Source organism: Geodermatophilus sp. SYSU D01176 (assembly GCF_054050015.1).
Map to the genome: position 1 here is coordinate 11,802 of NZ_JBJGYN010000033.1, position 23,244 is coordinate 35,045.

Below are 23,244 nucleotides of genomic sequence, written 5' to 3' on the forward strand. Positions count from 1 at the left end.
CCCTCCCGATCGGACCTCCCCACCATGACGCGCTACGGCGCCCAGTTCGGGCCCGACATCACCTACCTCGGGATCGAGCGCTGCGACCTCGGTGACCCGGCGAGCTTCGCCGGCGCCGACGTCGTCGTCCTCGGCGCCCCCTTCGACGGCGGCACCTCGCACCGCCCGGGCACCCGCTTCGGGCCGCAGGCGATCCGGATGACCGACTACCTCGCGCACGACGGGTCGCGGCCCAGCCTGGCGCTGCGCACCGACGGGCTGCGCGACCTGCGGGTCCTCGATGCAGGGGACGTCGAGATGTACTCCGGGGACATCGAGACCGCGCTCGGCGCGCTGGAGGCCGCGGTCGAGACGGTGGCCCGCAGCGGCGCCATCCCCGTCGTCCTGGGCGGTGACCACTCGATCGCCTTCGCCGACGCCAAGGGGGTGGCCAACGTGCTCGGCCACGGCCGCGTCTCGATGGTCCACTTCGACGCGCACGCCGACACCGGCGACATCGAGTTCGGCTCCCTGTGGGGCCACGGCCAGCCGATGCGGCGGCTGATCGAGTCCGGGGCGCTGCGCGGCGACCGGTTCCTCCAGGTCGGCCTGCGCGGCTACTGGCCGCCGCCGGAGACGCTGGACTGGATGGCGGCGCAGCGGATGCGCTCCTACGAGATGACCGAGATCGGGCACCGGGGGCTGGACGCCTGCCTCACCGAGGCGTCGGCCATCGCCACCGATGAGTGCGACGGCGTCTTCCTGTCGGTCGACATCGACGTCTGCGACCCCGGGCACGCGCCGGGCACCGGCACGCCCGAGCCCGGTGGCCTCACTGCCCGCCAGCTGCTGGACGCCGTCCGCCGGCTGTGCCTGGAGCTGCCCGTGGTCGGCGTCGACGTCGTCGAGGTCAGCCCGCCCTACGACCACGCCGACATCACCGCGGCGCTGGCCAACCGGGTCGTCCTCGAGGCGCTCTCGGCCATCGCCCGCCGCCGCCGCGACGCCCGCGACGGCACCCGCTGGGACCCGTCGGTCCCGCTGCTCGCGAACCGCCCCGACACCACCCAGGAGAACCCGTCATGACCGAGCTCGCGACGTCCTGCCACGGCTCCGGCTCGGCCGGCACGCGCGCCGCCGCCGGCACCCCGCACCCGCTGGACCCGCTGAGCGCCGAGGAGTTCCGCGCCGCCGCGGCGGTCCTGCGCCGCGACCGCGGGGTGGACGAGCGCTGGCGGTTCGCCTCCATCGAGCTGCGCGAGCCGGCCAAGGACGTCGTCCGCGCGTTCCGCCCCGGCGACCCGATCCGCCGCGAGGCCCGGGTGACCTGCTGGAGCCGCGAGGAGGGGACCCCGTACAAGGCGGTGGTCTCGCTGACCGACGACGCCGTCGTCTCCTGGGAGGCGGTGCCCGGCGAGCAGGCCAACATGACCCTCGACGAGTGGCACGAGGCGCACGAGGTCCTCATCGAGCACCCGGACGTGGTCGAGGCGCTGGCGAAGCGCGGCATCACCGACCTGGACCTGGTGCTCATCGACACCTGGGCCTACGGCCACTCGCTGATCCCCGAGGGCCTGCAGGACCGCCGGGTCGGCTGGACCGACGTGTGGCGCCGCTCGGTGCGCGGCGGCAACCCCTACGCCAACCCGGTGATGGGGCTGCACTTCGTCGTCGACCTCAACACGATGGAGCTGCTGCGGATCGAGGACACCCCGCCGCCGGTGCAGCCCGCGGTGATGGGCGAGTACGTGCCGTCGCTGGTGCCCGGCCTGCAGCAGCGCACCGACGTGAAGCCGCTGGAGATCACCCAGCCCGAGGGCGTCTCGTTCGCCCTCGACGGGCACGAGCTGCGCTGGCAGAAGTGGACGATGCGGCTGGGGTTCAACCACCGCGAGGGCCTGGTGATCCACCGGGTCGCCTACGACGGCCGGCCGATCGCGCACCGGATGTCGTTCGCCGAGATGGTGGTGCCCTACCGCGACCCGAGCCCCGACCACCACCGGCGCACCGCGTTCGACGTCGGCGAGTGGGGCCTGGGCTTCATGACGACGTCGCTGAAGCTCGGCTGCGACTGCCTCGGCGACATCACCTACGTCGACGCGGTCCTGCACGACACCCGCGGCGAGCCCTACACCATCGAGAACGCCATCTGCCTGCACGAGGAGGACGACGGCGTGCTGTGGAAGCACGTCGACGAGCAGGCCGGGGCCGAGGTGCGGCGGTCCCGGCGGATGGTCGTCTCGTTCCACGCGACGGTGGCCAACTACGAGTACCTGACCTACTGGCGCTTCCACCAGGACGGCACCATCCAGTGCGAGGTGCGCGCCACCGGGATCATGGTGACCAGCGCGTACGAGGACACCCCGCCGGCCTACGGCACCGTCGTCGACGAGCGCACCTACGCGCCGATCCACCAGCACTTCGTCGTCGCCCGGCTGGACATGGAGGTCGACGGCCCGGAGAACACCGTCGTCGTCACCGAGAGCGAGGCGCTCCCGGTGTCGGAGGACAACCCGTACGGGCTCGCCGTCGTCACGCGCAGCCGCGCGGTGGAGACCGAGGCCGAGGGGCGCCTGGACCTCGACTTCGCCACCCAGCGCTCGTTCAAGGTGGTCAACCGGACCAAGCCGAACCGGCTGGGGACGGCGCCGGGCTACAAGCTGTACCCGACCTCCGCGCTGCCCGCGCTCGCCGACCCGAGCGCGCCGTTCCGGCAGCGGGCGCAGGTCATCGACCACCCGGTGTGGGTCAGCGCGTTCGACGAGGAGCAGCGCTGGCCCTCCGGCGAGTTCTGCAACCAGAGCCGCCAGGACTACGGGCTGCCGGCCTGGCAGCAGGCGGACCGGTCGCTCGTGGACACCGACCTGGTGCTCTGGCACGTCTTCGGCATCCACCACGTCCCGCGGCCCGAGGACTGGCCGGTCATGCCGGTGGACGTCGTGTCGTTCGAGCTGAAGCCGGTGGGCTTCTTCGACCGCAACCCGGCGCTCGACGTCCCGCCCACCCCGGGGGCCTGCCACCGGTGATGCCCGGCGGCGTCGTGCAGCCGCTCGGTGCGGCGGCCCTGCCGCGGTTCCTCGCCCGCGGTGCGGCGGGGGCCGCGGCGGGGTGTGCCGCCGTGCACGGGCTCGCCTCGCTCGCGGCGCTGCACCCCGGCACGACCCCTCTGGTCCTCGCCTGCCTGGCCTGCGCGGCGCACCTGTGGCGCCGGCCGGGCCGGGCGGCGTGGGCGCTGCACGTCGTCCTGACGACGACGATGCTCGCCGCGCACCCGCCGGTGACCGCCGCCCACCACGCGACGACGGGCCTGAGCTCGTGGGTCGGGCCGGTCGCGGGGCTGCTGGCGGTCGTGGCGCTGCTGCTGGCGGCAGTGCGGGCGTGCGACGCGCTGCGTGGCGCCGTCCCGGGCTGACGGTTGGCAGTGGTGTGCCGGTCGTCGGGCACCCGTCGCCGTGCTCGACACGGGTTCCCGCGCGATCAGTGCAGCGCTTGAGGCGACTCCGGAGACCTGCGCGGGCCCGGTGGGCCACCGATCACCACACCGGGGCGAGCGGCCGGTCGGGGGCGACCATCCGCGGCAGCCGCCGCACGGTTGACCGCGGGCCACGCCTTCCCCACCGTGTGCCGTCCGGCACACGATCGAGGAGGGGTCATGGCGGCACAGGTGGACACCAGCGGGATGGACGGGGTCCTGCGGCGGGCGGTCGACAGCGGAGCGGTGCCCAACGTGGTCGCCACCGCTGCGGACACCGATGGGCCCTTCTACGAGGGGGCCGCCGGTGCCCGGACGGCCGGCACGGACCAGCCACTCGACGGCGGCACGCTCTTCCGGATCGCGTCCATGACGAAGATGGTTGCCACGGTCGCCGCCCTGCAGCTGGCCGAACGGGGCGAGCTCGACCTACAGGCGCCGGTCGACACGCTCGTCCCCGCGTGGGCGGAGTTGGAGGTCCTCGAGGGGTGGGACGGCGACACCGCGCGTACCCGACCCCCGGCCACCCGCGCGACCGTCCACCACCTGCTCACCCACACCAGCGGCCTCACCTACTGGTTCTGGAACCCCGAGTTGGTCCGCTGGGAGAGCACCACCGGCACGCCCAACGTGATGAGCGGCAGCCGGACGTGCCTCAGCGCGCCGCTGGTCGCCGATCCCGGCACGCAGTTCGAGTACGGCATCAACACCGACTGGCTGGGCCTCGTGGTGGAGGCGGTCTGCGGTCGCACGCTGGACAAGTACCTCCAGGAGAACGTCCTCGCGCCCCTGGGCATGACCCAGACGACCTTCACTCCCACCGCCGAGCAGCGGGCCGACCTGGTGCCCGTGCACGTCAAGGACGAGGAGGGGCACTGGGTCCCCACCGACATCGACTGGGCCGACGAGCCGGAGTGGTGGGCCGGCGGGCACGGGCTGTACTCCACTCCTCGCGACTACCTGCGCTTCCAGCGGATGCTGCTCCGCAACGGCGAGTTGGACGGGGTGCGCGTCCTCCGGCCGGAGACCGTCGACGCGGCCTTCACCAACCAGATCGGCGAGCTGGAGTTCCCCAGCCACATCCCGTCGGGCGATCCCGCGGTGACCCACCCCTGGAACGGTCCGACGGGGCAGAAGTGGGGGTACGGGTTGCTGCTCACCACGGAGCAGCAACCCGGCATGCGTGCCGTCGGCAGCGGCGCCTGGGCCGGGGTGTTCAACACACACTTCTGGGTCGACCGGACCAGCGGGGTCACCGGCGCCATCTACACCCAGTTCCTCCCGTTCATCCCGGAGGAGGCGCTGGCGGTCTACGCCGATTTCGAGCGGGCGGTCTACGCCGGGCGCTGAGGACGGGCCATAGGCGACGTCGTCCGGGACGATGCTCCGGCCCCCCGCCCCCACCGGCTCGCCGGATCAGGAGGACGACGCCCGCCCTCCTGATCAGGGGCGGACTCGCTGGTCGGCTCGTGTGCACGCCCACGAGCCGACCGGCGCAGCCGCCGGTCAGTCCTCGGGCAGCCGGACCGGCGCGAGCTCGTCGAACAGGTCACCGGGGCCGGGGTTGTCGGGGTGGCTGCGCCCGCCGAGGTGGTGGACGACGCCCCACACCGCGTTGAGCGCCGTCTGCACCGCGCCCTCGGCCCAACCGGCGGTCCAGGAGATGTCGTCGCCGGCGAGGAACAGGCCGCGGTACCGCTCGGGCAGCTCGTCCTGCTTGAAGTGGGTGAACAGCCGCCGCTGGTAGCGGTAGTGGCCGGGGAGGTTGGCCTTGAACGCGCCCATGTAGTCGCGCTCGGACTCCCACGACACCGTCACCGGCGAGGCGATGACGTGCCGGCGCAGGTCGACGTCGGGGTAGATCTCGCGCAGCGAGGCGAGCATGACCTCCATGCGCTCGGTCGCCGACAGCGGCAGCCACTTCAATGAGTCGTCGGCCCAGGTGTAGCTCAGGCAGATCAGCCCCGGCTTCCCCTCCCCGTGGTCGAGCAGGTAGGTGCCGCGGGTCATCCGGTCCGACAGCGTCATGCTCATCCGGTGCCGGCCGGTCCGCGGGTCGACGTCCTTCCAGAACGGCCGGTCGACCAGGCAGAACAGCTTGGTCGAGCCCATGTAGTGGGTGCGCTCGATCGCCGTCCAGTGGTCGATCGGGAACAGCTCCTCGTCGCAGGTGATCCGCGAGAGCAGGTTCCAGCTCTGCGCGGTGAACACCGCCGCCGGGTACGTGCGGATGCCCCCGGCGGCGTCGGTGACGGTCAGGCGGTCGGGCGCGGTCCGGTGCAGCCGGGTGACGGCGGGCAGCGGCCGCCCGCCGGGGTGCAGCGACGCCACGCTGGTGCCCGCCGGCCAGTGCGCCGGCGCCTCGACCTCGGCCCGCCACAGCCCGACGGGGACCTGCTGGCAGCCGCCCACGATGGACAGGTGGTCGTCGTCCGCGGCGGTGTAGACCACCCGCAGGATCTCGAGCATCGAGTTCGGGTAGTCGGTGTCCCAGCCGCCGGTGCCGAAGCCGACCTGACCGAAGACCTCGCGGTGCCGGAAGGAGCGGAACGCCGGCGAGGCGGCGAGGAACCCGTAGAAGGTGGTGTCGTCGAGCTGCTCGACCAGCTCGTCCCAGATCGCCTTGATCGCCTTGACGTCGCGGTCGCGGATCGCCTGCTGCACCTCCTCCAGGCGGGCGCCGCCGACCAGCGTCTCGTGCCAGGCGTCGGCGACCTCGCGGTAGAGCGGGGGCAGGTCGTCGAGGGTGTGCGCGTAGTGGGTCTCGCCCTTGAGGTCGACCACGGTGCTCGGCGTGGCGACGTCCAGCGGGTTGGGGAAGCGCGTCGTCGAGAGGCCCAGGCGGTGCACGTAGGAGAAGAAGGACGTCGACGACGGCGGGAAGCGCATCGCGCCCATCTCGGCGACCACGCCGGGGTGCCCCTCGAAGCCGACCGAGCGCAGCCGCCCGCCGATCTCGTGGGCCTCGTAGACGACCGGTCTGAGGCCCAGCCTCATCAGCTCGTACGCCGTGACGGTGCCCGACAGGCCACCGCCGATGACGGCGACCTCGGTGCCGAGTGCGGCCTCGGGGACCTCGCCGAGCCCGGCCGGGTGGGCCAGCCAGTCGTCGTAGGCGAAGGGGAAGTCCGGGCCGAACATGGTCAGGGGCCGGATCGGCCGCTCCTCGCCCGGCTCGTGGGCGGCGACGGGGATGGCGGAGGTCATGCGGGGTTCTCCGGGAGGTAGAGCTCGGGACGGCGGTCGGCCAGGTGGGTGTTCACCCGGCGGGAGGCGGTGAGGACGGCGGGGTCGACGTCGGCGAGCAGCAGCTCCTCGCCCCGGCCGGCCCGCGCCAGCTGGGTGCCGTCGGGGGCGATGACGCAGCTCGCGCCGCAGTAGACGAACTCCCCCTCGGCGCCGGTGCGGTTGGCGTAGGCGACGAACAGCTGGCTCTCGTAGGCGCGGGCCGGCACCAGCACGGTGCCGACGGAGCCGTACGGGTCCATCAGCCCGGTGGGGACGACGAGCAGCTCGCTGCCGGCCACGGCGTGCGCGCGCACCGCCTCGGGGAACTCGACGTCGTAGCAGACCAGCAGCCCCGCCACGACGCCGTCGAGCCGGAACTGCACGACCCCGACGTCGCCCGGGACGAACGCGTCGCGGTCGACGTCGCCGTACAGGTGCGCCTTCGCGTAGGAGGCGAGCAGGGCGCCGTCGGCGTCCACCACGACGACGGTGTTGGCGACACCGGCCGGGGTGCGCACCGGCAGCCCGACGGCGATCGCCAGCCCGTGCTCGGCGGCGATGGCGGCCACCCGCCCGGTGAGCGGCCCGGGGACCGGCTCGGCCAGCTCGGCGACCCGGTCGGCCCCGATCGCGTATCCGGTCAGCGACATCTCCGGCGTGACCAGCAGCCGGGCGCCGGCCGCGGCGGCCCGGGCGGCGGCGTCGGCGACCGCGGCCAGCCCGGCCTCGGGGTCCGGCGTCTCGGCCGGGCCCTGCAGCAGAGCGATGCGCACGGTCAGGCCCCCGTGCGCAGGGCCGAGTGGCGGTACCCGTAGCCGGAGTACACGGCCAGCCCCAGCAGCATCCAGGCGAGGAACACCAGCCAGGTCGCCGAGCCCAGCCCGAGCACCAGCAGACCGCAGAAGACCACGCCGAGCACCGGGGTGAGCGGGTAGAGCGGCGTCCGGAAGGTGCGCGGCAGGTCCGGCCGGGTGTGGCGGAGCAGGATGACGCCGACGTTGACCAGCGCGAAGGCGAACAGCGTGCCGATGCTCGTGGCGTTGGCGAGCTCGCCGAGCGGCACGAGGCCCGCCAGCAGCGCGATGACGACGCTGACGATGACGGTGTTGGCCACCGGGATCCGCCGGCGGGCGCTGACCTTCGAGAAGACCGGCGGCACCAGGCCGTCGCGGGACATCGCGTAGAGGATGCGGGTCTGCCCGTAGAGCACGGTGAGGACGACGCTGGCGATCGCGACGACGGCACCGATGGACAGCAGCACGGCGGTCCAGGTCTGGCCGGTCGCGATGCTCAGCACGTCGGCCAGCGCCGCCTCCGAGCCGCTGATCGACGGCCACGGCACCGCGCCGACCGCGGCGAGGGCCACCAGACAGTAGACGACCGTGACCACCAGCAGCGACAGCACGATGGCCCGCGGGAGGTCGCGGCGGGCGTCGCGCGCCTCGTCGCCGGCGGTCGAGGCCGCGTCGAAGCCGATGTAGGAGAAGAAGGCCTGCGAGGCCGCGGCGGTGATGCCGGCGACGCCCATGGGGACGAACGGCGCGAGGTTGCCGGCGCGGAAGGCGGTGAACGCCACCACGCAGAAGAACAGCAGGACGCCGACCTTGAGCACCACCATCGCGGTGTTGACCCGCGCGCTCTCGCTGGTGCCGCGCAGCAGCAGCACCATGGCCAGCAGCACGACGACGACGGCGGGGGTGTTGACCACCCCGCCGTCACCGGGCGGCGCGGACAGCGCCGCGGGGAGCACCGCGCCGATCGTGCTGGCCGCGAGGTCGTCGATGTAGGCGCCCCAGCCCACGGCCACGGCGGCCACCGAGACGCCGTACTCCAGCATCAGGCACCAGCCGCACACCCAGGCGACGAGCTCGCCCATGGTGGCGTAGGTGTACGAGTAGGAGGAGCCCGAGACGGGGATGCTGCCGGCCAGCTCGGCGTAGGACAGCGCCGAGAACAGCGCGGTCACCGCGGCGAGGACGAAGCTCAGCACGATGGCCGGCCCGGCCAGGGGCACGGCCTCGCCGAGGATGACGAAGATGCCGGTGCCCAGGGTCGCGCCGATGCTGAGGGCGGTCAGCTGGAGCAGGCCCATCGACCGGCGCAGGCCGTGCCCGCCCTCCTCCACGTGCTGGGCGACGATCACGTCGACGGGCTTGATCCGGAACAACTGACTGCGGCGGGCCGGGGCGACGCTGCCCGGGCCGGCGCTGACTGTGCTCACGGGTGCTCCTCTGCGGCGGGTGCTGTGGTCTGGGTCGCAGGGAGCATCACCATCAGTTGCTCAGCTGTCAACGACAGTTTCATGACTAGGCGGCCGTCCGTCGGGGAGCGCCGGGGCGAACACCCAGAGCACGCGGGTGACGCCGTCGGTGCGCAGCGAGCGGAACCCGTGCTCGGTACCCGGCGAGAAGGTGAACGCGTCGCCGGGGCCGAGCGCCGTGACCTCACCGGCCACCGTCACCTCGAGGTCGCCCTCCAGCACGAAGACGAACTCGACCTCGGCCGGCAGCGCGTAGGCCTCCTCGCCGCTGCCGCCGCCGGGCGCGATCTCGGACAAGATGGCCTGCACCCGCCGCTCCCCCGACGGCGTGAGCAGGAACTCGGTCAACCCCCGCCCACCGAAGGCGATCGGCGGGTAGCTGCCGGCGCGGACGGCCTCCCCGCCCGGCGCCGCCTCGAAGAGGCTGCCCGGGGAGATGCCGAGCGCGCCGCACACCCGCACGAGCGCGGCCACCGACGCGCTGGCCTGGTCGCGCTCGAGCTTGCTGAGGAACCCCTTGGTCAGCCCGCTGGCCTCGGCCACGTCGGTGAGGGTCAGCCGGCGCGCCTGCCGCACCGCCTTGAGCCGCCCGCCGATCCGCGGCACGCCGTCCTCCAGTGCTGCCTCCACCGCCACCTCCCGGGTCCGGACCGGACACTAGTTCGCGCCACGGAGTTGACAACTGGGAAACACAAGTTGACAGTTGCGGCCGACCCGGACGGTGGAGCCCGTCCCCCGCCGTCGCCGCGCCCTCAGGAGCCCCCGTGCCGGAGCAGACCCCGATCGGCCCCGTCGACGCCACGCGGGTCCCCCGCTACGCCGGCCCGGCCACCTTCGCCCGGCTGCCCCGCCTCGACGAGGTCTCCCGCGCCGACGTCGCCGTCCTCGGGGTGCCGTTCGACTCGGGGGTCAGCTACCGGCCCGGCGCCCGGTTCGGCCCCGGCCACGTGCGGGCCGGCTCCAAGCTGCTGCGGCCCTACAACCCGGCGCTGGACGCCACGCCCTTCGGCACGCAGCAGGTGGCCGACGCCGGTGACATCGGCGTCAACCCGTTCGACCTCGGCGAGGCGATCGAGACCATCGACCGCGAGGCGACCGCGCTGCGCGCCGACGGCGCCCAGCTGCTCACCATCGGCGGCGACCACACCATCGCGCTGCCGATCCTGCGCTCGCTGGCCCGCGACCACGGGCCGGTGGCCGTCCTGCACTTCGACGCCCACCTCGACACCTGGGACACCTACTTCGGCGCCCCCTACACGCACGGCACGCCGTTCCGCCGCGCCGGCGAGGAGGGCCTGATCGACCTGGAGCGCTCGCTGCACATGGGCATCCGCGGCCCGCTGTACAGCAAGCAGGACCTCGAGGACGACGCCGTCCTCGGCTTCTCGGTGATCCGGTCCGACGACTACGAGGTCGACGGCGCGCGCAGCATCGTCGAGCGGATGCGCGCGCGGCTGGCCGGCGGCCCGGTCTACGTGTCGGTCGACATCGACGTCCTCGACCCCGCGCACGCGCCGGGCACGGGCACGCCGGAAGCCGGCGGGCTCACCAGCCGGGAGCTGCTCACCACCCTGCGCGGGCTGGTCGGGCTGGACGTCGTCGGGGCCGACATCGTCGAGGTGTCCCCGCCCTACGACCACGCCGAGCTCACCGGCATCGCCGCGGCCCACGTGGGCTACGAGTTGCTGTCGGTGCTGGCGCGCAACCGCGCCTGACCCGGACCGTCCGGGATCGCAGACAGCCGCGCCTCCGCGGACCTGGGCCGCGCCGCCCCGACGGTGTGCGATGGGGGCATGGCGGAGGACCTGACGTGCCGGTGACGACGTTCTTCGCCGACTCCGCGTGGCTCGGCGGCGGCCGCGCGGACGCCGCCGTGCTGATCGAGGTGGACGGCGAGCGCATCGCCGCGGTGCGGCCGGGGGCGCAGCGGCCGCCCGGCGCGGTCCACCTGCGCGGGCTCACCCTGCCCGGGCTGGTCAACGGCCACTCGCACGCCTTCCACCGGGCCCTGCGGGGGCGCACCCACCGGGCCGGCGGCTCGTTCTGGACGTGGCGGGAGGACGTGTACGCCGTCGCCGCCGGGCTGACCCCGGACGCGTACCACGCGCTGGCCCGGGCCACCTACGCGGAGATGGCGCTGGCCGGGGTCACCTGCGTCGGGGAGTTCCACTACCTGCACCACGCCCCCGGCGGGGTGCCCTACGCCGATGCCAACGCCGTCGGCGAGGCGCTGCTGGCGGCCGCCGACGACGCCGGCGTCCGGATGACACTGCTCGACACCTGCTATCCAGCCGGGGGCTTCGGCCGGGAGCTGCAGGGTCCGCAGCTGCGCTTCGGCGACGCGGACGCCGCGGCCTGGGCCGACCGCGCGTCGCGGCTGCGCGGCACCGCCCGGGCCCGCATCGGCGCGGCGGTCCACTCCGTGCGCGCGGTACCGGCCGACCAGCTGGGGACCGTCGCCGCCTGGGCGGAGGAACGCGGCGCGCCGCTGCACGTCCACCTCTCCGAGCAGCGCGCCGAGAACGAGGCCTGCCTGGCGGCGCACGGCTGCACCCCGGCGCAGCTGCTCGCCGGCTCCGGCGTGCTCGGCCCGCGCTGCACCGCCGTGCACGCCACCCACCTCACCGCCACCGACACCGGCCTGCTCGGGGGTTCGGGGACGACGGTGTGCCTGTGCCCCACGACCGAGCGGGACCTCGCCGACGGCATCGGCCCGGCGCGCGCCCTGGCGGACGCCGGCTGCCCGCTGTCCCTCGGCAGCGACAGCAACGCCGTCGTCGACCTGTTCGAGGAGGCCCGCGGCGTGGAGCTCCACGAGCGGCTGGCCACCGAGCGGCGCGGCCACTGGTCGGCGGCGCACCTGCTGCGCGCTGCCACTGCGGGCGGCGCGGCCTCGCTCGGTTGGCCGGACGCCGGCCGGATCGAACCCGGTGCCCTCGCCGACCTGGTCACCGTCGGGCCGGACTCGGTGCGCCTGGCCGGGGCGCGCCCGGAGACGCTGCTGGAGTCGGTCGTGTTCGCGGCGACGGCCTCCGACGTCCGCTCCGTGGTGGTGGGCGGACGGCGCGTCGTCGCCGAGGGCCGGCACCTGCTCGTGGACGACGTCCCGAGGGCGCTGTCCGAGGCCATCGACGAGGTGCTGCCATGACGTCCACGCTCATCGACCGGATCGGCAGCCTGGTCACCAACGACCCCTCGCTGGGCCGCGGCCCGCTGGGCGTCGTCGAGGACGCCGCGCTGCTGCTCCAGGACGGCGTCGTGACATGGGCCGGCCCGCGGTCCGTGGTGCCGCAGGGCGCGGGCGACGAGCGGGTGGACGCCGACGGGCGGGCCGTGCTGCCCGGCTTCGTCGACAGCCACGGCCACCTGGTCTTCGCCGGCGACCGGGCGGCCGAGTTCGCCGCCCGCATGACCGGCACGCCCTACACCGCCGGTGGCATCGCCACGACGGTCGCCGCGACCCGCGCCGCGTCGCGTGAGCAGCTGGGCCGCCGCACGTCGGCCCTCGTCGCCGAGGCGCTGCGCTCGGGCACGACCACCATCGAGTCGAAGTCCGGCTACGGGCTCACGGTCGACGACGAGCGGCGCAGCGTCGAGGTGGCCGCCGAGCACACCGACGAGGTCACCTTCCTCGGCGCGCACGTCGTCCCGCCGGAGTACGCCCACCGCCCCGACGACTACGTCGACCTGGTGCGCGGGCCGATGCTCGAGGCCTGTGCGCCGCACGCGCGGTGGATCGACGTCTTCTGCGACCGCGGGGCGTTCGACCGTGAGCAGACCCGGGCGATCCTGCGCGCCGGCGCCGAGCGCGGTCTGGTGCCCCGCCTGCACGCGAACCAGCTGCACCACGGCCCGGGTGCGCGGCTGGCCGTCGAGTTCGGCGCCGCCTCGGCCGACCACCTGACCCATCTGACCGACGCGGACGTCGACGCGCTGGCCGGCGGTGACACCGTCGCCACGCTGCTGCCCGGCGCGGAGTTCTCGACCCGCTCGCCCTACCCCGACGCCCGGCGGCTGCTCGGCGCGGGCATCACCGTCGCCCTGGCCACCGACTGCAACCCGGGCTCGAGCTACACGACGAGCATGCCGTTCTGCATCGCGCTGGCCGTCCGGGAGATGCGGATGACGCCGGAGGAGGCGGTGTGGGCCGCCACTGCCGGCGGCGCGCAGGCGCTGCGCCGCGACGACGTGGGCACCCTGCGCGTGGGCGCGCGCGCCGACGTCGTCCTCCTGGACGCACCGTCGTACCTGCACCTGGCCTACCGGCCCGGGGTCGCCCTGGTCGAACGCGTCTGGCAGGCCGGCCGGCAGGTGGTCCCGCCCCGCTGACGACGGCACTAGCGTGGACAGGTGGGCATCGCGATCGAGCCGGCGACGAGTGCGCGGTTCGACGACGTGGCGACGATCCTGGGTCCCAGGAACCCGGCCTCCAGCGTCTGCTGGTGCCTCAGCCACCGGGTCGACTCGAGGACGAACCGGGAACTGGCCGGGCCGGCGCGCCGCGAGTACGTCCGGCGACTGACCGAGCGCCCGATCGCCCCGGGAGTGCTCGCGTACGACGACGGCGAGGTGGTCGGCTGGGCCGCGGTCGCGCCGCGGGCGGAGCTGCCCTTCGAGCGCTCGACGAAGATGCCGCACGTCGACGACCTGCCCGTCTGGTCGCTGTGGTGCATCCGCGTGCGCCCCGGTCACCGCGGCAGGGGGATCGCGCACGCGCTCGTCCGCGGGGCGGTGGACTACGCAGCCGCCCAGGGCGCCCCGGCCGTCGAGGGCTACCCGGTCGACAACCAGGGCCAGAAGGTCGACACGACCATGGCCTTCGTCGGCACGCGGGGGCTGTTCGAGAAGGCAGGGTTCACCAAGGCCGCGGACACCGGTGCCGTCGCGGGCGGGTTCCCCCGCGTGCTCATGCGCCGCGTTCTCGGCTGAGCCCGGGGGTCGGTCCCTCCCGCATCGGCACCCGCACGCCGCGTTCCACCGCGACCTCGACGGCCCGGTCGTAGCCGGCGTCGACGTGCCGCAGCACGCCCGTGCCGGGGTCGTTGGTCAGGACGCGGGCCAGCTTGGCCGCGGCCAGTTCGGTGCCGTCGGCGACGCTGACCTGGCCGGCGTGGATCGACCGCCCGATGCCCACTCCCCCGCCGTGGTGGATCGACACCCAGCTGGCCCCGCTGGCGGTGGCGACCAGGGCGTTGAGCAGCGGCCAGTCGGCGATCGCGTCCGACCCATCGGCCATCGCCTCGGTCTCCCGGTACGGCGAGGCCACCGAGCCGCAGTCGAGGTGGTCCCGCCCGATGACGACCGGCGCGCCGATCTCCCCGGAGGCGACCATCTCGTTGAAGCGCAGCCCGGCGCGATCCCGCTCGCCGTGGCCCAGCCAGCAGATCCGGGCCGGCAGCCCCTGGAAGGCGATCCGCTCCCGGGCGGCACGGATCCACCGGTGCAGGTGGTTGTTCTCCGGGAACAGCTCCACGACGGCGCGGTCGGTCGCCGCGATGTCGGCCGGGTCCCCGCTGAGGGCGACCCAGCGGAACGGGCCCCTGCCCTCGCAGAACAGCGGGCGGATGTAGGCGGGCACGAACCCCGGGAAGGCGAAGGCCCGGTCGAACCCGCCCAGGCGGGCCTCGTCGCGGATGGAGTTGCCGTAGTCGAACACCTCCGCGCCGGCGTCCAGGAAGCCGACCATCGCCTCGACGTGCCGCGCCATCGACGCCCGCGCCCGGTCGGTGAACTCCTCCGGTTTGGCCGCGGCGTAGTCGTGCCAGTCGGTCAGATCGACGCCCTCGGGCAGGTACGACAGCGGGTCGTGCGCCGAGGTCTGGTCGGTGACGACGTCGACCTCGACACCCCGGCGCAGCAGCTCCGGGAACACCGTCGCGGCGTTGCCGACGAGCCCGACCGACAGTGCCCGCCGGTCGCGCCGGGCGGCCAGGCCGCGGTCGACGGCGTCGTCCAGGGAGTCGGCGACCTCGTCGAGGTAGCGGTGCTCGACCCGGCGGCGCAGGCGGGCCGGGTCGACGTCGACGACCAGGCACACGCCGCCGTTGAGCGTGACCGCCAGCGGCTGGGCGCCGCCCATGCCCCCGCAGCCACCGGTCAGCGTGAGGGTGCCGGCGAGCGTGCCGCCGAACCTCTTGGCGGCGACGGCGGCGAAGGTCTCGTAGGTGCCCTGGACGATGCCCTGGGTCCCGATGTAGATCCAGGAGCCGGCGGTCATCTGCCCGTACATGGTCAGGCCGAGGCGCTCCAGCCGACGGAACTCCGGCCAGGTCGCCCAGTCGGGGACGAGGTTGGAGTTGGCGATGAGCACCCGCGGCGCCCACTCGTGGGTGCGCAGCACGCCGACCGGGCGGCCGGACTGCACGAGCATCGTCTCGTCCTCGGCCAGTGTCGTGAGGGTGCGGACCATCGCGTCGAAGCTCGCCCAGTCCCGGGCCGCCCGCCCGGTGCCGCCGTAGACCACCAGGTCGTCGGGGCGTTCGGCGACCTCGGGGTCGAGGTTGTTCTGCAGCATCCGCAGCGGCGCCTCGGTCTGCCAGCTCCGCGCGGTCAGGGTGGTGCCGCGCGGGGCGCGGACCGGTCGGGCTCCGTCCATGGGTCCTCCTTCGGTGCTTTCGCGCGCGAAAGGCGCGAAAGGTCAGTGCAGGGCGAGGCCGGTGGCGGCCAGGAGCGCGCCGCTGTCCACGAGGCCGACGACGGCGCCGATCTCCGGGGCCAGGTGGCGGTCGGCGCCCGGTCCCGGCACGCCGGCCGCGCGGACGGCGTCCCGCACCGCCGCGGTGGCCGGTGCCGGCTCCAGCGGGGCGCGCAGGTCCAGCGCGCGGGCGGCGGTGAGCACCTCGACGGCGAGCACGCGGCTGAGGCCGTCGACCGCGCGGCGCAGCTTGCGCGCCGCGGCCCAGCCCATGGAGACGTGGTCCTCCTGCATCGCCGAGGAGGGGATCGAGTCGGCGCTGGCCGGCACCGCGAGGCGCTTGAGCTCGCTGACGATCCCGGCCGCGGTGTACTGGGCGATCATGTGGCCGGAGTCGACGCCGGGGTCGGCGGCCAGGAACGGCGGCAGCCCGTGGTTGCGGGCGACGTCGAGGAACCGGTCGGTGCGCCGTTCGCTCATGCTCGCGACGTCCGCGACGGCGATCGCGAGGAAGTCCAGCACGTAGGCGACCGGGGCGCCGTGGAAGTTGCCGTTGGACTCCACCCGCCCGTCAGGGGTCACCACCGGGTTGTCGACGGCCGCGGCCAGCTCCCGGCCGGCCACGGCCGCGGCGTGCGCCACGGTGTCGCGGGCGGCGCCGTGCACCTGCGGTGCGCACCGCAGCGAGTAGGCGTCCTGCACCCGGGTGCACTGCGGACCGCGGTGGCTGGCCATGATCCCGCTGCCGGCCAGCAGGGCGCGCAGGTTCGCGGCGGTGTCGGCCTGCCCCGGGTGCGGCCGCAGCGCCTGCAGGTCCGCGGCGAAGACGGCGTCGGTGCCCAGCAGCGCCTCGACGCTCATGGCGGCCGCGATGTCCGCCGTGGTCAGCAGCCGGCGCAGGTCGGCCAGCGCCAGGACGAGCATCCCGAGCATGCCGTCGGTGCCGTTGACCAGCGCGAGCCCCTCCTTCTCGGCCAGCTCGACCGGCTCGATCCCGTGCTCGCGGAGGGCCTCCGCGGCCGGCCGCAGGTCGCCCGCCCGGTCCCGCACCTCGCCCTCGCCCATGAGTGCGAGCGCGACGTGCGCCAGGGGCGCGAGGTCACCGGAGCACCCCAGGGAGCCGTACTCGCGCACGACGGGGGTGAGCCCCGCGTCGAGCACCGCGGCGTAGGCCTGCGCCGCCCCGACCCGCACGCCGGTGCGGCCGGTGGCCAGGGTCGACAGGCGCAGCAGCATCAGGGCGCGCACGACCTCGCGCTCCACCTCCGGGCCGCTGCCCGCGGCGTGCGAGCGGATCAGGCTGCGCTGGAGCTGGGCCCGCCGGTGCCGCGGGATGTGCGTGGTGGCCAGCGCGCCGAAGCCGGTGGAGACCCCGTAGTGCGGCTGGTCGTCGTCGGCCAGCGCGTCGACGACCGCCCGGCTCCGGGCGATCTCCGCCAGCGCACCGTCGGTGAGCCGGACACCGACGCCGTGGCGGGCGACCCGGATGACGTCGTCCGGGTCCACCGCGCCGGGGCCCACTGCGATCCGCTCCGCGTCCACGGGAGTCATGGCACACCCCGGAGGGCCGCGATCCCAGCCGTCCGGCCGCACTCGTGTCCGGTATGCCAGACACCTGCCTAAGCTGCGGTGGTGGTGTCGGGGACGGACGAGGGCCGCCGCAGACCCCGCGGCGGGGTGCCCGCGGCCCGGCAGGCCCTCGCGGTCCTGCAGGCGATGGCCCGCCAGCCCGGCCCCGTCCCCGCGGCGGCGCTGGCCCGGGACCTCGGCCTCCCGCGGTCGACGACGTACCACCTGCTGGCCGAGCTGGCGGCCGCGGGCTTCGTCGTCCACCTCCCCGAGGAACGCCGGTACGGCCTGGGGGTCAGCGCGTTCGAGCTCGGCTCGGCGTACCTGCGGCAGGAACCGCTCGCCCGGCTGGCCCGGCCGGTGCTGGGCCGGCTGGTCGACGCCGTCGGCCACACCGCCCACCTGGCGGTGCTGCACGGCCGGGAGGTCCTCTACGTGGTCGAGGAACGCGCCCCCGGCCGCCCGCCCCTGGTGACCGACGTGGGCGTCCGGTTGCCCGCCCAGCTCACGGCCAGCGGACGGGCCGTGCTCGCCCACCTGCCGGCGGTCCAGGTCCGCGCACTCTTCCCCGACCCCAGCGCCTTCGTCGAGCGGCACGGCACGGGCCCGACGTCCCTGTCGGCGCTGCGGCGGGTCCTCTCCGAGGTCCGCCGGCGCGGGTACGCCACCGAGGACGGCCAGGTCACGCCCGGCTTCGCCTCCGTGGCCACGGCCGTCTTCGACCACTCCGGGCACCCGGTGGCCGGTGCCGCGGTGACCTTCCCCGCCGAGGCCCTGGACGCCGCTGCCCGCGACCGGCTCGCCTCCCGGGTGGCACGGGCCGCCGCCGAGCTGACCCGCCGCGTCGGTGGTCGCCCGCCGGCGCCTCAGAGCCCGGTGTCGGCCGACGCCGCGCCCTGCGGACCCCGGGTGCCCCAGGCGTAGGTCTGCTTGGCCAGCCCGAGGTAGAGGTGGGTCTCGGTGGACTCCACGCCCTCCACCGCGCGGATGCGGGCGACGACGTCGAGCAGCTGGTCGTCGTCCTCGCAGACCACCTCGACGAACAGGTCGACCGACCCGGCCGTGATGACCACGTAGTCGACCTCGGTGAACGCGGCGATGCGGTCGGCCGCGGCACGGGCGTCGCCGCTGGTGCGCACGCCGACCATCGCCTGCCGCGAGAAGCCGACCTGCAGCGGGTCGGTGACCCCGACGATCTGCATGACGCCGGCGTCGAGCAGCCGCTGCACGCGCTGCCGGACGGCGGCCTCCGACAGCCCGACCGCCGCGGCGATCCGGGCGTAGGGACGACGGCCGTCCTCCTGCAGCTGCTCGATGATCGCCCGCGAGACGTCGTCCAGCACGAACTGCCGACGGATGGTCACCGGTCACCCTCCCGCCTCGGTCCCGACAGACCCGGCGGCCCCGGGCCCCCGGATGGTAACGACCACCCGGGGGCCCGGCGCCCTCCGTCCGGGGGAGGTCAGCCGACCGTCTCCACCAGCCGGCGCAGCTCCGCGACCACCACGCAGGCCCGGCCCAGCACCTCGTCGCGGGCGGAGCCGGCCTGCTCCCGGACGGCGGTGAAGCGGGCCAGCGCGGCGGCGTGGCGGGCGGCGAAGGCCTCCGCGTCACCGTCGGCGTCCCGCAGCAGCGCCGCCACGAGGGCCCACCGCAGCCGGTCGACCTCGTCGCGCAGCGCCGCGCGGGCGGCGACGCCCCAGTGCGAGATGCCGGCCTGCTCCGCGGTCCAGGCCTGCACCCGCGGCAGTGCCAGCAGCCGCTCCACGGCGGCGTCGGCGTCGACCACCCGGCCGACGGCGACCCCCACCGCGCGGGCCACGGCGGCCAGGTCGACGAGGTCGGCCCGGCACCCGAGGACGGCGATCCGCACGGCCAGCTCCGGATCCGCGCCCGCGGCGGTGAGCTCGGCCTGCAGCCCGCGGGCGCGGTCTCCCGCGGCACCCGGCCGGGCCGGCCAGGCGGCCGCGTCGAGCTCGGCGGCGACCGCGGCCAGCGCGGGCGCCGCCGCGGTCAGCGCCGCGGGGTCGGGGTGGGCCCGCAGCAGCCGGTCGGCCACGCGTTCGGTGGCCGCCTGCAGCTCGGGCAGCGCCAGCCGCTCCACCGCCAGCGGCACCTCGTCGTCGACCTGCGCCCACAGCGGGTCGAGGCCGAGCACCCGGGTGGCCACCGTGTAGGCGCGCGCCGCCACCGCCGTGGCGACGCCGTGGCGCTCCTCCAGCCGCAGCAGGAAGCCCGGGCCCACCCGGTTGACCAGGTCGTTGGCCAGCTGGGTCGCGGTGATCTCCCGGGCCAGCGGGTGGGCGGCCACCCGGTCGGGCCAGCGCTCGCGCACCGCCCGGGGGAAGTAGGCCGCCAGCACCCCGGCCACCGACGGGTCGTCGGGCAGGTCGCCGGCCAGCAGCTCCTCGCGCACCAGGTTCTTCGAGTGCGCGAGCAGCACGGCGGCCTCGGGCCGGGTGAGCCCGGCCCCGGCCTGCCGCAGCCGCTCGACCTGCGCCTCCGACGGCAGCTGCTCGAGGTCGCGGTCGAGGCCGTGCCGCTCGAGGTCGCCGATCAGCTGGGCGTGCCGGTCGAGCAGGAACGGCGCCTGGGCGGCGCACACCGACAGCGCCCGGGCCTGCAGCGCGTTGTCGGCGAGCACCGCCGCGGCGACCTCGCCCTCGACCGCGCGCAGCACCGCGTCCCGCTCGGCGCGGGGCACCCCGGCCAGCAGGACCTTGAGGTTGACCTCGCGGTCGGAGGTGTCGACGCCGGCGGAGTTGTCGATGAAGTCGGTGTTCAGCGCGACCCCGGCCCGGGCCGCGGCGATCCGGGCGCGCTGGGTCAGCCCCAGGTTGCCGCCCTCCCCCACGACCCGGCAGCGCAGCTCCCCGGCGGTGATGCGGACGGCGTCGTTGGCGCGGTCGCCGACCTGCGCGTCGGTCTCGTCGGCGGCGCGGACGTAGGTGCCGATGCCGCCGTTCCACAGCAGGTCGACCGGCGCCCGCAGCACCGCCCGCACCAGCTCGGCCGGCGACAGCTCCTCGGCGTCCACCCCCAGGCGGGCCCGCACCTGCGGGGAGAGCGGCACCCGCTTGGCGTCGCGGCGGTGCACGCCGCCGCCCGGGGACAGGACGCCGCGGTCGTAGTCGTCCCACGACGAGCCCGGCAGCGCGAACAGTCGGCGGCGCTCGGCCGCCGACCGCGCGGGGTCGGGGTCCGGGTCGAGGAACACGTGCCGGTGGTCGAAGGCCGCCACCAGCCGCAGCTCGCCGGACAGCAGCATGCCGTTGCCGAACACGTCGCCGGACATGTCGCCGATCCCGACCGCGGTCAGCGGCCCGTCGGGGTCCACGCCGAGCTCGCGCAGGTGGCGGCGCACCGACACCCACGCGCCGCGGGCGGTGATGCCCATGGCCTTGTGGTCGTAGCCGCTGGAGCCACCGGAGGCGAACGCGTCGCCCAGCCAGAAGCCGCGGCGCTCGGACACCTCGTTGGCCAGGTCGGAGAAGGTCGCCGTCCCCTTGTCGGCGGCGACCACCAGGTAGGGGTCGTCGCCGTCGTGGACGACGGTGCGCGGCGGGTGCACGACGCGGTCGCCACCCCTGCCGTCGCCTCTGCGGTCGTCGGTCACGTCCAGCAGCGCGCCGACGAAGGTGCGGTAGGCGCCGGCCACCCGCTCCTGCACCGCCGCGCGGTCCAGGCCGCGCAGGTCGCCGCGGACGACGAACGCGCCCTTGGCCCCCGCCGGCACGATCACCGCGTTCTTGACCATCTGCGCCTTGACCAGGCCGAGCACCTCGGTGCGGAAGTCCTCCGGGCGCTCGGACCAGCGCAGCCCGCCGCGGGCGACGCGGGCGCCGCGCAGGTGCAGCCCCTCCATCGACGGCGAGCAGACGAAGGTCTCCACCTCCGGCCGCGGCCGGGGCAGCAGGTCCAGCTCCGCGGAGGCGATCTTCAGCGCCAGGGCCGGGCGGGGCGCCCCGGCGGCGTCGGTCTGGTAGCGGTTGGTGCGCACGACGGCGGCGAGCACGTCGCGCAGGCCGCGGAGGATGCGGTCGGAGTCCAGGCTCGTGGTGCGGGTGAGCAGCTCGGCCAGGTGCTCGGCGGCCGACGCGGCGGCCGCGGGGTCGGCGGCGTCGGGGTCGTGCCGGGCGGCGAAGTGCGCCAGCAGCGCGCGGGCGAACTCCGGCGCGCCGAGCACCGTCTCCTCGACGTAGCCGCGCGAGAGACCCAGCCCGACCTGGGCCAGGTAGCGGCAGGCGGCCCGCAGCACGGCGACGTCGCGCACCGGGAGTCCGGCGCCGACGGTCAGCCGGGAGAGGCCGTCGAGCTCGGTCTCCCCCGCCCAGGCCGCGGCCAGCGCCTGCTCGAGGCGGGGCAGCGCGGCGTCCGGCGCCGTCCCGGGTGGGAGGAGCAGCTCCAGCCGGGGGGGGGGGGGGGGGGGGGGGGGGGGGGGGGGGGGGGGGGGGGGGGGGGGCGGGGCGCGGCGCGGGGGCCCTGCCCGGGGGGGGCCGTGGCGGGCGCTGGGCGGGGGGGGGGGGGGGGGCGGGCGGGTGGGGGGGTGGGGGGGCGGGGGGCGCCGCCCCCCGCCCCCCCCCCCCCCCCCCCCCCCCCCCCCCCCCCCGGCGGGGACGGGACGGCGTGCCGGTGGCCGGGTCTCAGCAGTGGGCGTACTCGTGGGGGCGCATCAGCATCGCCGCGGCCATCGCCGGGAGCATGAGCACGTGGCCCCAGAGCATCAGGGCGCCCTCGCCGATGAGCCCGAGTGCGAGCGGCACGAACAGCACCAGGAAGGGCAGGTACATGGCCGCGCCCATCTCGACGATGGGTCGCCAGCGGTGGCCGCGGACCCTCATCCACGCGGACATGGCGACGGTCATGTTCGTCGCCATGATCAGCGCGCTCGTGTAGGGGTCGTGCATCAGTCCGGAGGCGCCGACGGCGTCGAGGACGAGGGTCCACACCGGGTGCAGGGCCACCATGCCGACGGCCATCGCGACGACCATCTCGAGGAAGTGGAGGGTGAACTTCTTGGCGCTCAGGGGGCGGGTGGTGTGCGCGGTCCCGGCGTGTGCCGTGGCGGCGTGGGGCGTGTGGGTCGGGGTGGACACGGCGGGTCTCCGGTGGGGATCGAGGTGGGCGGGGGTCACGGGACGAGGGCGTAGCCGGCCTCGTCGACGGCGGCGGCGATGTCGGCCCGGTCCACGGGACGGTCGGCGGTGACGGTGACGGTGCCGCTGGCCAGGTCGACCGTGACCGACCCGACGCCGTCGACGGCGGCGATCTCCTCGGCGACGGCGCGCTGGCAGTGCCCGCAGGTCATGCCCGTGACGGTGAAGGTGGTCGAGCCGATGAAGGTGCGCGGCGTGCTGGACAGCATGGGGACTCCTCGGGAGTGCGGGTGGTGCTGCGGTCGGGGAGAAGCGTCGGCGCGGGGGTGGAGTCGTCTCACCGGGGAAATCGCCGGGATCTGAACGGACGCCGCGCTGCAGGGCAACCCACTGCCGCGGCCCGGCGGAGCCCGGCGGTGGGTCAGCCGGGGGTCACCGGGTGACCGCCCCACTCGGGGACAGCTTCACGAGGTGGGCGGGGTCCACGGCGAGCCGGTCGAGGACGTCGTCGAGGTCCCGGGCGAAGTGCCGGAGGTCCTGCGCCTGTGGCGCCTCGCCGGCGGTGCCGTGTCCGCGCAGGTCGTAGGCGGGGACCCGGCGGTCGGTCGGGGAGCGCGGCGATGGTGCCGCGCCACACGTGCCGGCTCAGCCCGTGGGCGTGCACCAGGACCGGAGGCGTGCCGGCGGGGCTGTCCTGCGCCGGCCGGTCGATCACCGTGATCCGGTGGTCTGCGAGCTGCACCGGGTGGTCGGGGCAACCGACGGGGAGCAGCCCGAGCCGAATCGACGCCGCCCGGTCCGCGTTCGGTCACGTCGACGTCCTCGTCGCCGACCACGACGGCAGCAGCGCGCAGGACCTGGACCGGCTGACCGTCACCGAGCTCGACCTCAGCGCGGTTGTCGGGTCGGTCGGGGGATGGGTCGACCGGCGAGATCGGCGACGTCGCACGCTTCGCGGTCGGTGACCGTGCGAGACCGCCGATCTCGCCGCTGCGACGGCACGAAC

At 75.2% G+C, this 23,244-nt stretch carries 19 protein-coding genes; 9 read left to right on the plus strand and 10 right to left on the minus strand.

Annotated elements, in window-relative coordinates; genetic code table 11:
- Positions 1 to 24 precede the first annotated feature (24 nt).
- The 4 genes from speB (ACI78Z_RS16915) (at position 25) to ACI78Z_RS16930 (ending at position 4,801) form a co-directional block, all read left to right on the plus strand.
- Complete coding sequence (gene speB, locus ACI78Z_RS16915; protein ID WP_457037705.1) at positions 25 to 1,065, plus strand: agmatinase; 1,041 nt, start codon at positions 25 to 27, stop codon at positions 1,063 to 1,065.
- Complete coding sequence (locus ACI78Z_RS16920; RefSeq protein WP_457037706.1) at positions 1,062 to 3,005, plus strand: primary-amine oxidase; 1,944 nt, start codon at positions 1,062 to 1,064, stop codon at positions 3,003 to 3,005. Before speB (ACI78Z_RS16915) ends, ACI78Z_RS16920 begins: the two co-directional genes overlap by 4 nt.
- Entirely contained in the window at positions 3,002 to 3,391 is a 390-nt protein-coding gene (locus tag ACI78Z_RS16925) for a hypothetical protein (protein ID WP_457037707.1), read from the plus strand. Before ACI78Z_RS16920 ends, ACI78Z_RS16925 begins: the two co-directional genes overlap by 4 nt.
- 240 nt (positions 3,392 to 3,631) lie before the next feature.
- Entirely contained in the window at positions 3,632 to 4,801 is a 1,170-nt protein-coding gene (locus ACI78Z_RS16930; RefSeq protein WP_457037708.1) for a serine hydrolase domain-containing protein, read from the plus strand.
- A gap of 156 nt (positions 4,802 to 4,957) precedes the next feature.
- On the opposite strand, the gene ACI78Z_RS16935 is transcribed toward ACI78Z_RS16930, so the two are convergent.
- Genes ACI78Z_RS16935 through ACI78Z_RS16950 form a run of 4 tightly spaced genes read right to left on the minus strand, consistent with a single transcriptional unit; the run spans position 4,958 to position 9,569 of the window.
- A complete protein-coding gene (locus tag ACI78Z_RS16935; protein ID WP_457037709.1) occupies positions 4,958 to 6,658 on the minus strand; it encodes a flavin monoamine oxidase family protein in 1,701 nt (566 codons plus the stop codon).
- Complete coding sequence (locus ACI78Z_RS16940; RefSeq protein ID WP_457037710.1) at positions 6,655 to 7,452, minus strand: carbon-nitrogen hydrolase family protein; 798 nt, start codon at positions 7,450 to 7,452, stop codon at positions 6,655 to 6,657. Before ACI78Z_RS16940 ends, ACI78Z_RS16935 begins: the two co-directional genes overlap by 4 nt.
- 2 nt (positions 7,453 to 7,454) lie before the next feature.
- The gene (locus ACI78Z_RS16945) at positions 7,455 to 8,900 is read right to left on the minus strand and encodes an amino acid permease (RefSeq protein ID WP_457037711.1); all 1,446 of its coding nucleotides are present in this window, start codon (positions 8,898 to 8,900) and stop codon (positions 7,455 to 7,457) included.
- 60 nt (positions 8,901 to 8,960) lie between these two features.
- The gene (locus ACI78Z_RS16950) at positions 8,961 to 9,569 is read right to left on the minus strand and encodes a helix-turn-helix domain-containing protein (RefSeq protein WP_457037712.1); all 609 of its coding nucleotides are present in this window, start codon (positions 9,567 to 9,569) and stop codon (positions 8,961 to 8,963) included.
- 134 nt (positions 9,570 to 9,703) lie between these two features.
- Here ACI78Z_RS16950 and speB (ACI78Z_RS16955) point away from each other — a divergent pair, with 134 nt between their 5' ends.
- From speB (ACI78Z_RS16955) to ACI78Z_RS16970, 4 genes are all read left to right on the plus strand, one after another.
- Positions 9,704 to 10,654, plus strand: a complete 951-nt coding sequence (gene speB / locus ACI78Z_RS16955) for an agmatinase (protein WP_457037713.1) — start codon at positions 9,704 to 9,706, stop codon at positions 10,652 to 10,654.
- A gap of 95 nt (positions 10,655 to 10,749) precedes the next feature.
- Positions 10,750 to 12,087 carry a formimidoylglutamate deiminase gene (locus ACI78Z_RS16960; RefSeq protein ID WP_457037714.1) on the plus strand — a complete coding sequence of 446 codons (1,338 nt, stop codon included), beginning with the start codon at positions 10,750 to 10,752 and terminating at the stop codon, positions 12,085 to 12,087.
- The gene (hutI, locus tag ACI78Z_RS16965) at positions 12,084 to 13,268 is read left to right on the plus strand and encodes an imidazolonepropionase (protein WP_457037715.1); all 1,185 of its coding nucleotides are present in this window, start codon (positions 12,084 to 12,086) and stop codon (positions 13,266 to 13,268) included. Before ACI78Z_RS16960 ends, hutI begins: the two co-directional genes overlap by 4 nt.
- 21 nt (positions 13,269 to 13,289) lie before the next feature.
- On the plus strand, positions 13,290 to 13,868 hold the full coding sequence (locus ACI78Z_RS16970) for a GNAT family N-acetyltransferase (RefSeq protein WP_457037716.1): 579 nt from the start codon (positions 13,290 to 13,292) through the stop codon (positions 13,866 to 13,868).
- Here ACI78Z_RS16970 and hutU read toward each other — a convergent pair.
- Positions 13,846 to 15,534 carry a urocanate hydratase gene (gene hutU, locus ACI78Z_RS16975; protein WP_457037717.1) on the minus strand — a complete coding sequence of 563 codons (1,689 nt, stop codon included), beginning with the start codon at positions 15,532 to 15,534 and terminating at the stop codon, positions 13,846 to 13,848. The genes ACI78Z_RS16970 and hutU overlap by 23 nt on opposite strands.
- A 42-nt stretch (positions 15,535 to 15,576) precedes the next feature.
- Positions 15,577 to 17,124 (minus strand): histidine ammonia-lyase, encoded by a 1,548-nt coding sequence (gene hutH, locus ACI78Z_RS16980; RefSeq protein WP_457037718.1) that lies wholly within the window; start codon positions 17,122 to 17,124, stop codon positions 15,577 to 15,579.
- Between the two features lie 81 nt (positions 17,125 to 17,205).
- On the opposite strand from hutH, the gene ACI78Z_RS16985 reads away from it, so the two are divergent.
- A complete protein-coding gene (locus ACI78Z_RS16985) occupies positions 17,206 to 18,066 on the plus strand; it encodes an IclR family transcriptional regulator (protein ID WP_457037719.1) in 861 nt (286 codons plus the stop codon).
- On the opposite strand, the gene ACI78Z_RS16990 is transcribed toward ACI78Z_RS16985, so the two are convergent.
- The 4 genes from ACI78Z_RS16990 to ACI78Z_RS17005 form a co-directional block, all read right to left on the minus strand.
- Positions 18,009 to 18,506, minus strand: coding sequence for an Lrp/AsnC family transcriptional regulator (locus ACI78Z_RS16990; RefSeq protein WP_457037720.1), 498 nt, complete (start codon positions 18,504 to 18,506; stop codon positions 18,009 to 18,011). The two genes, ACI78Z_RS16985 and ACI78Z_RS16990, sit on opposite strands and share 58 nt — an antisense overlap.
- A gap of 98 nt (positions 18,507 to 18,604) precedes the next feature.
- A complete protein-coding gene (locus ACI78Z_RS16995; protein WP_457037721.1) occupies positions 18,605 to 21,415 on the minus strand; it encodes an NAD-glutamate dehydrogenase domain-containing protein in 2,811 nt (936 codons plus the stop codon).
- Between the two features lie 370 nt (positions 21,416 to 21,785).
- Positions 21,786 to 22,238 (minus strand): hypothetical protein, encoded by a 453-nt coding sequence (locus ACI78Z_RS17000; RefSeq protein WP_457037722.1) that lies wholly within the window; start codon positions 22,236 to 22,238, stop codon positions 21,786 to 21,788.
- 35 nt (positions 22,239 to 22,273) lie between these two features.
- Positions 22,274 to 22,507: a heavy-metal-associated domain-containing protein gene (locus tag ACI78Z_RS17005; protein WP_457037723.1), complete on the minus strand. Its 234-nt coding sequence runs from the start codon at positions 22,505 to 22,507 to the stop codon at positions 22,274 to 22,276.
- Positions 22,508 to 23,244: the final 737 nt, after the last annotated feature.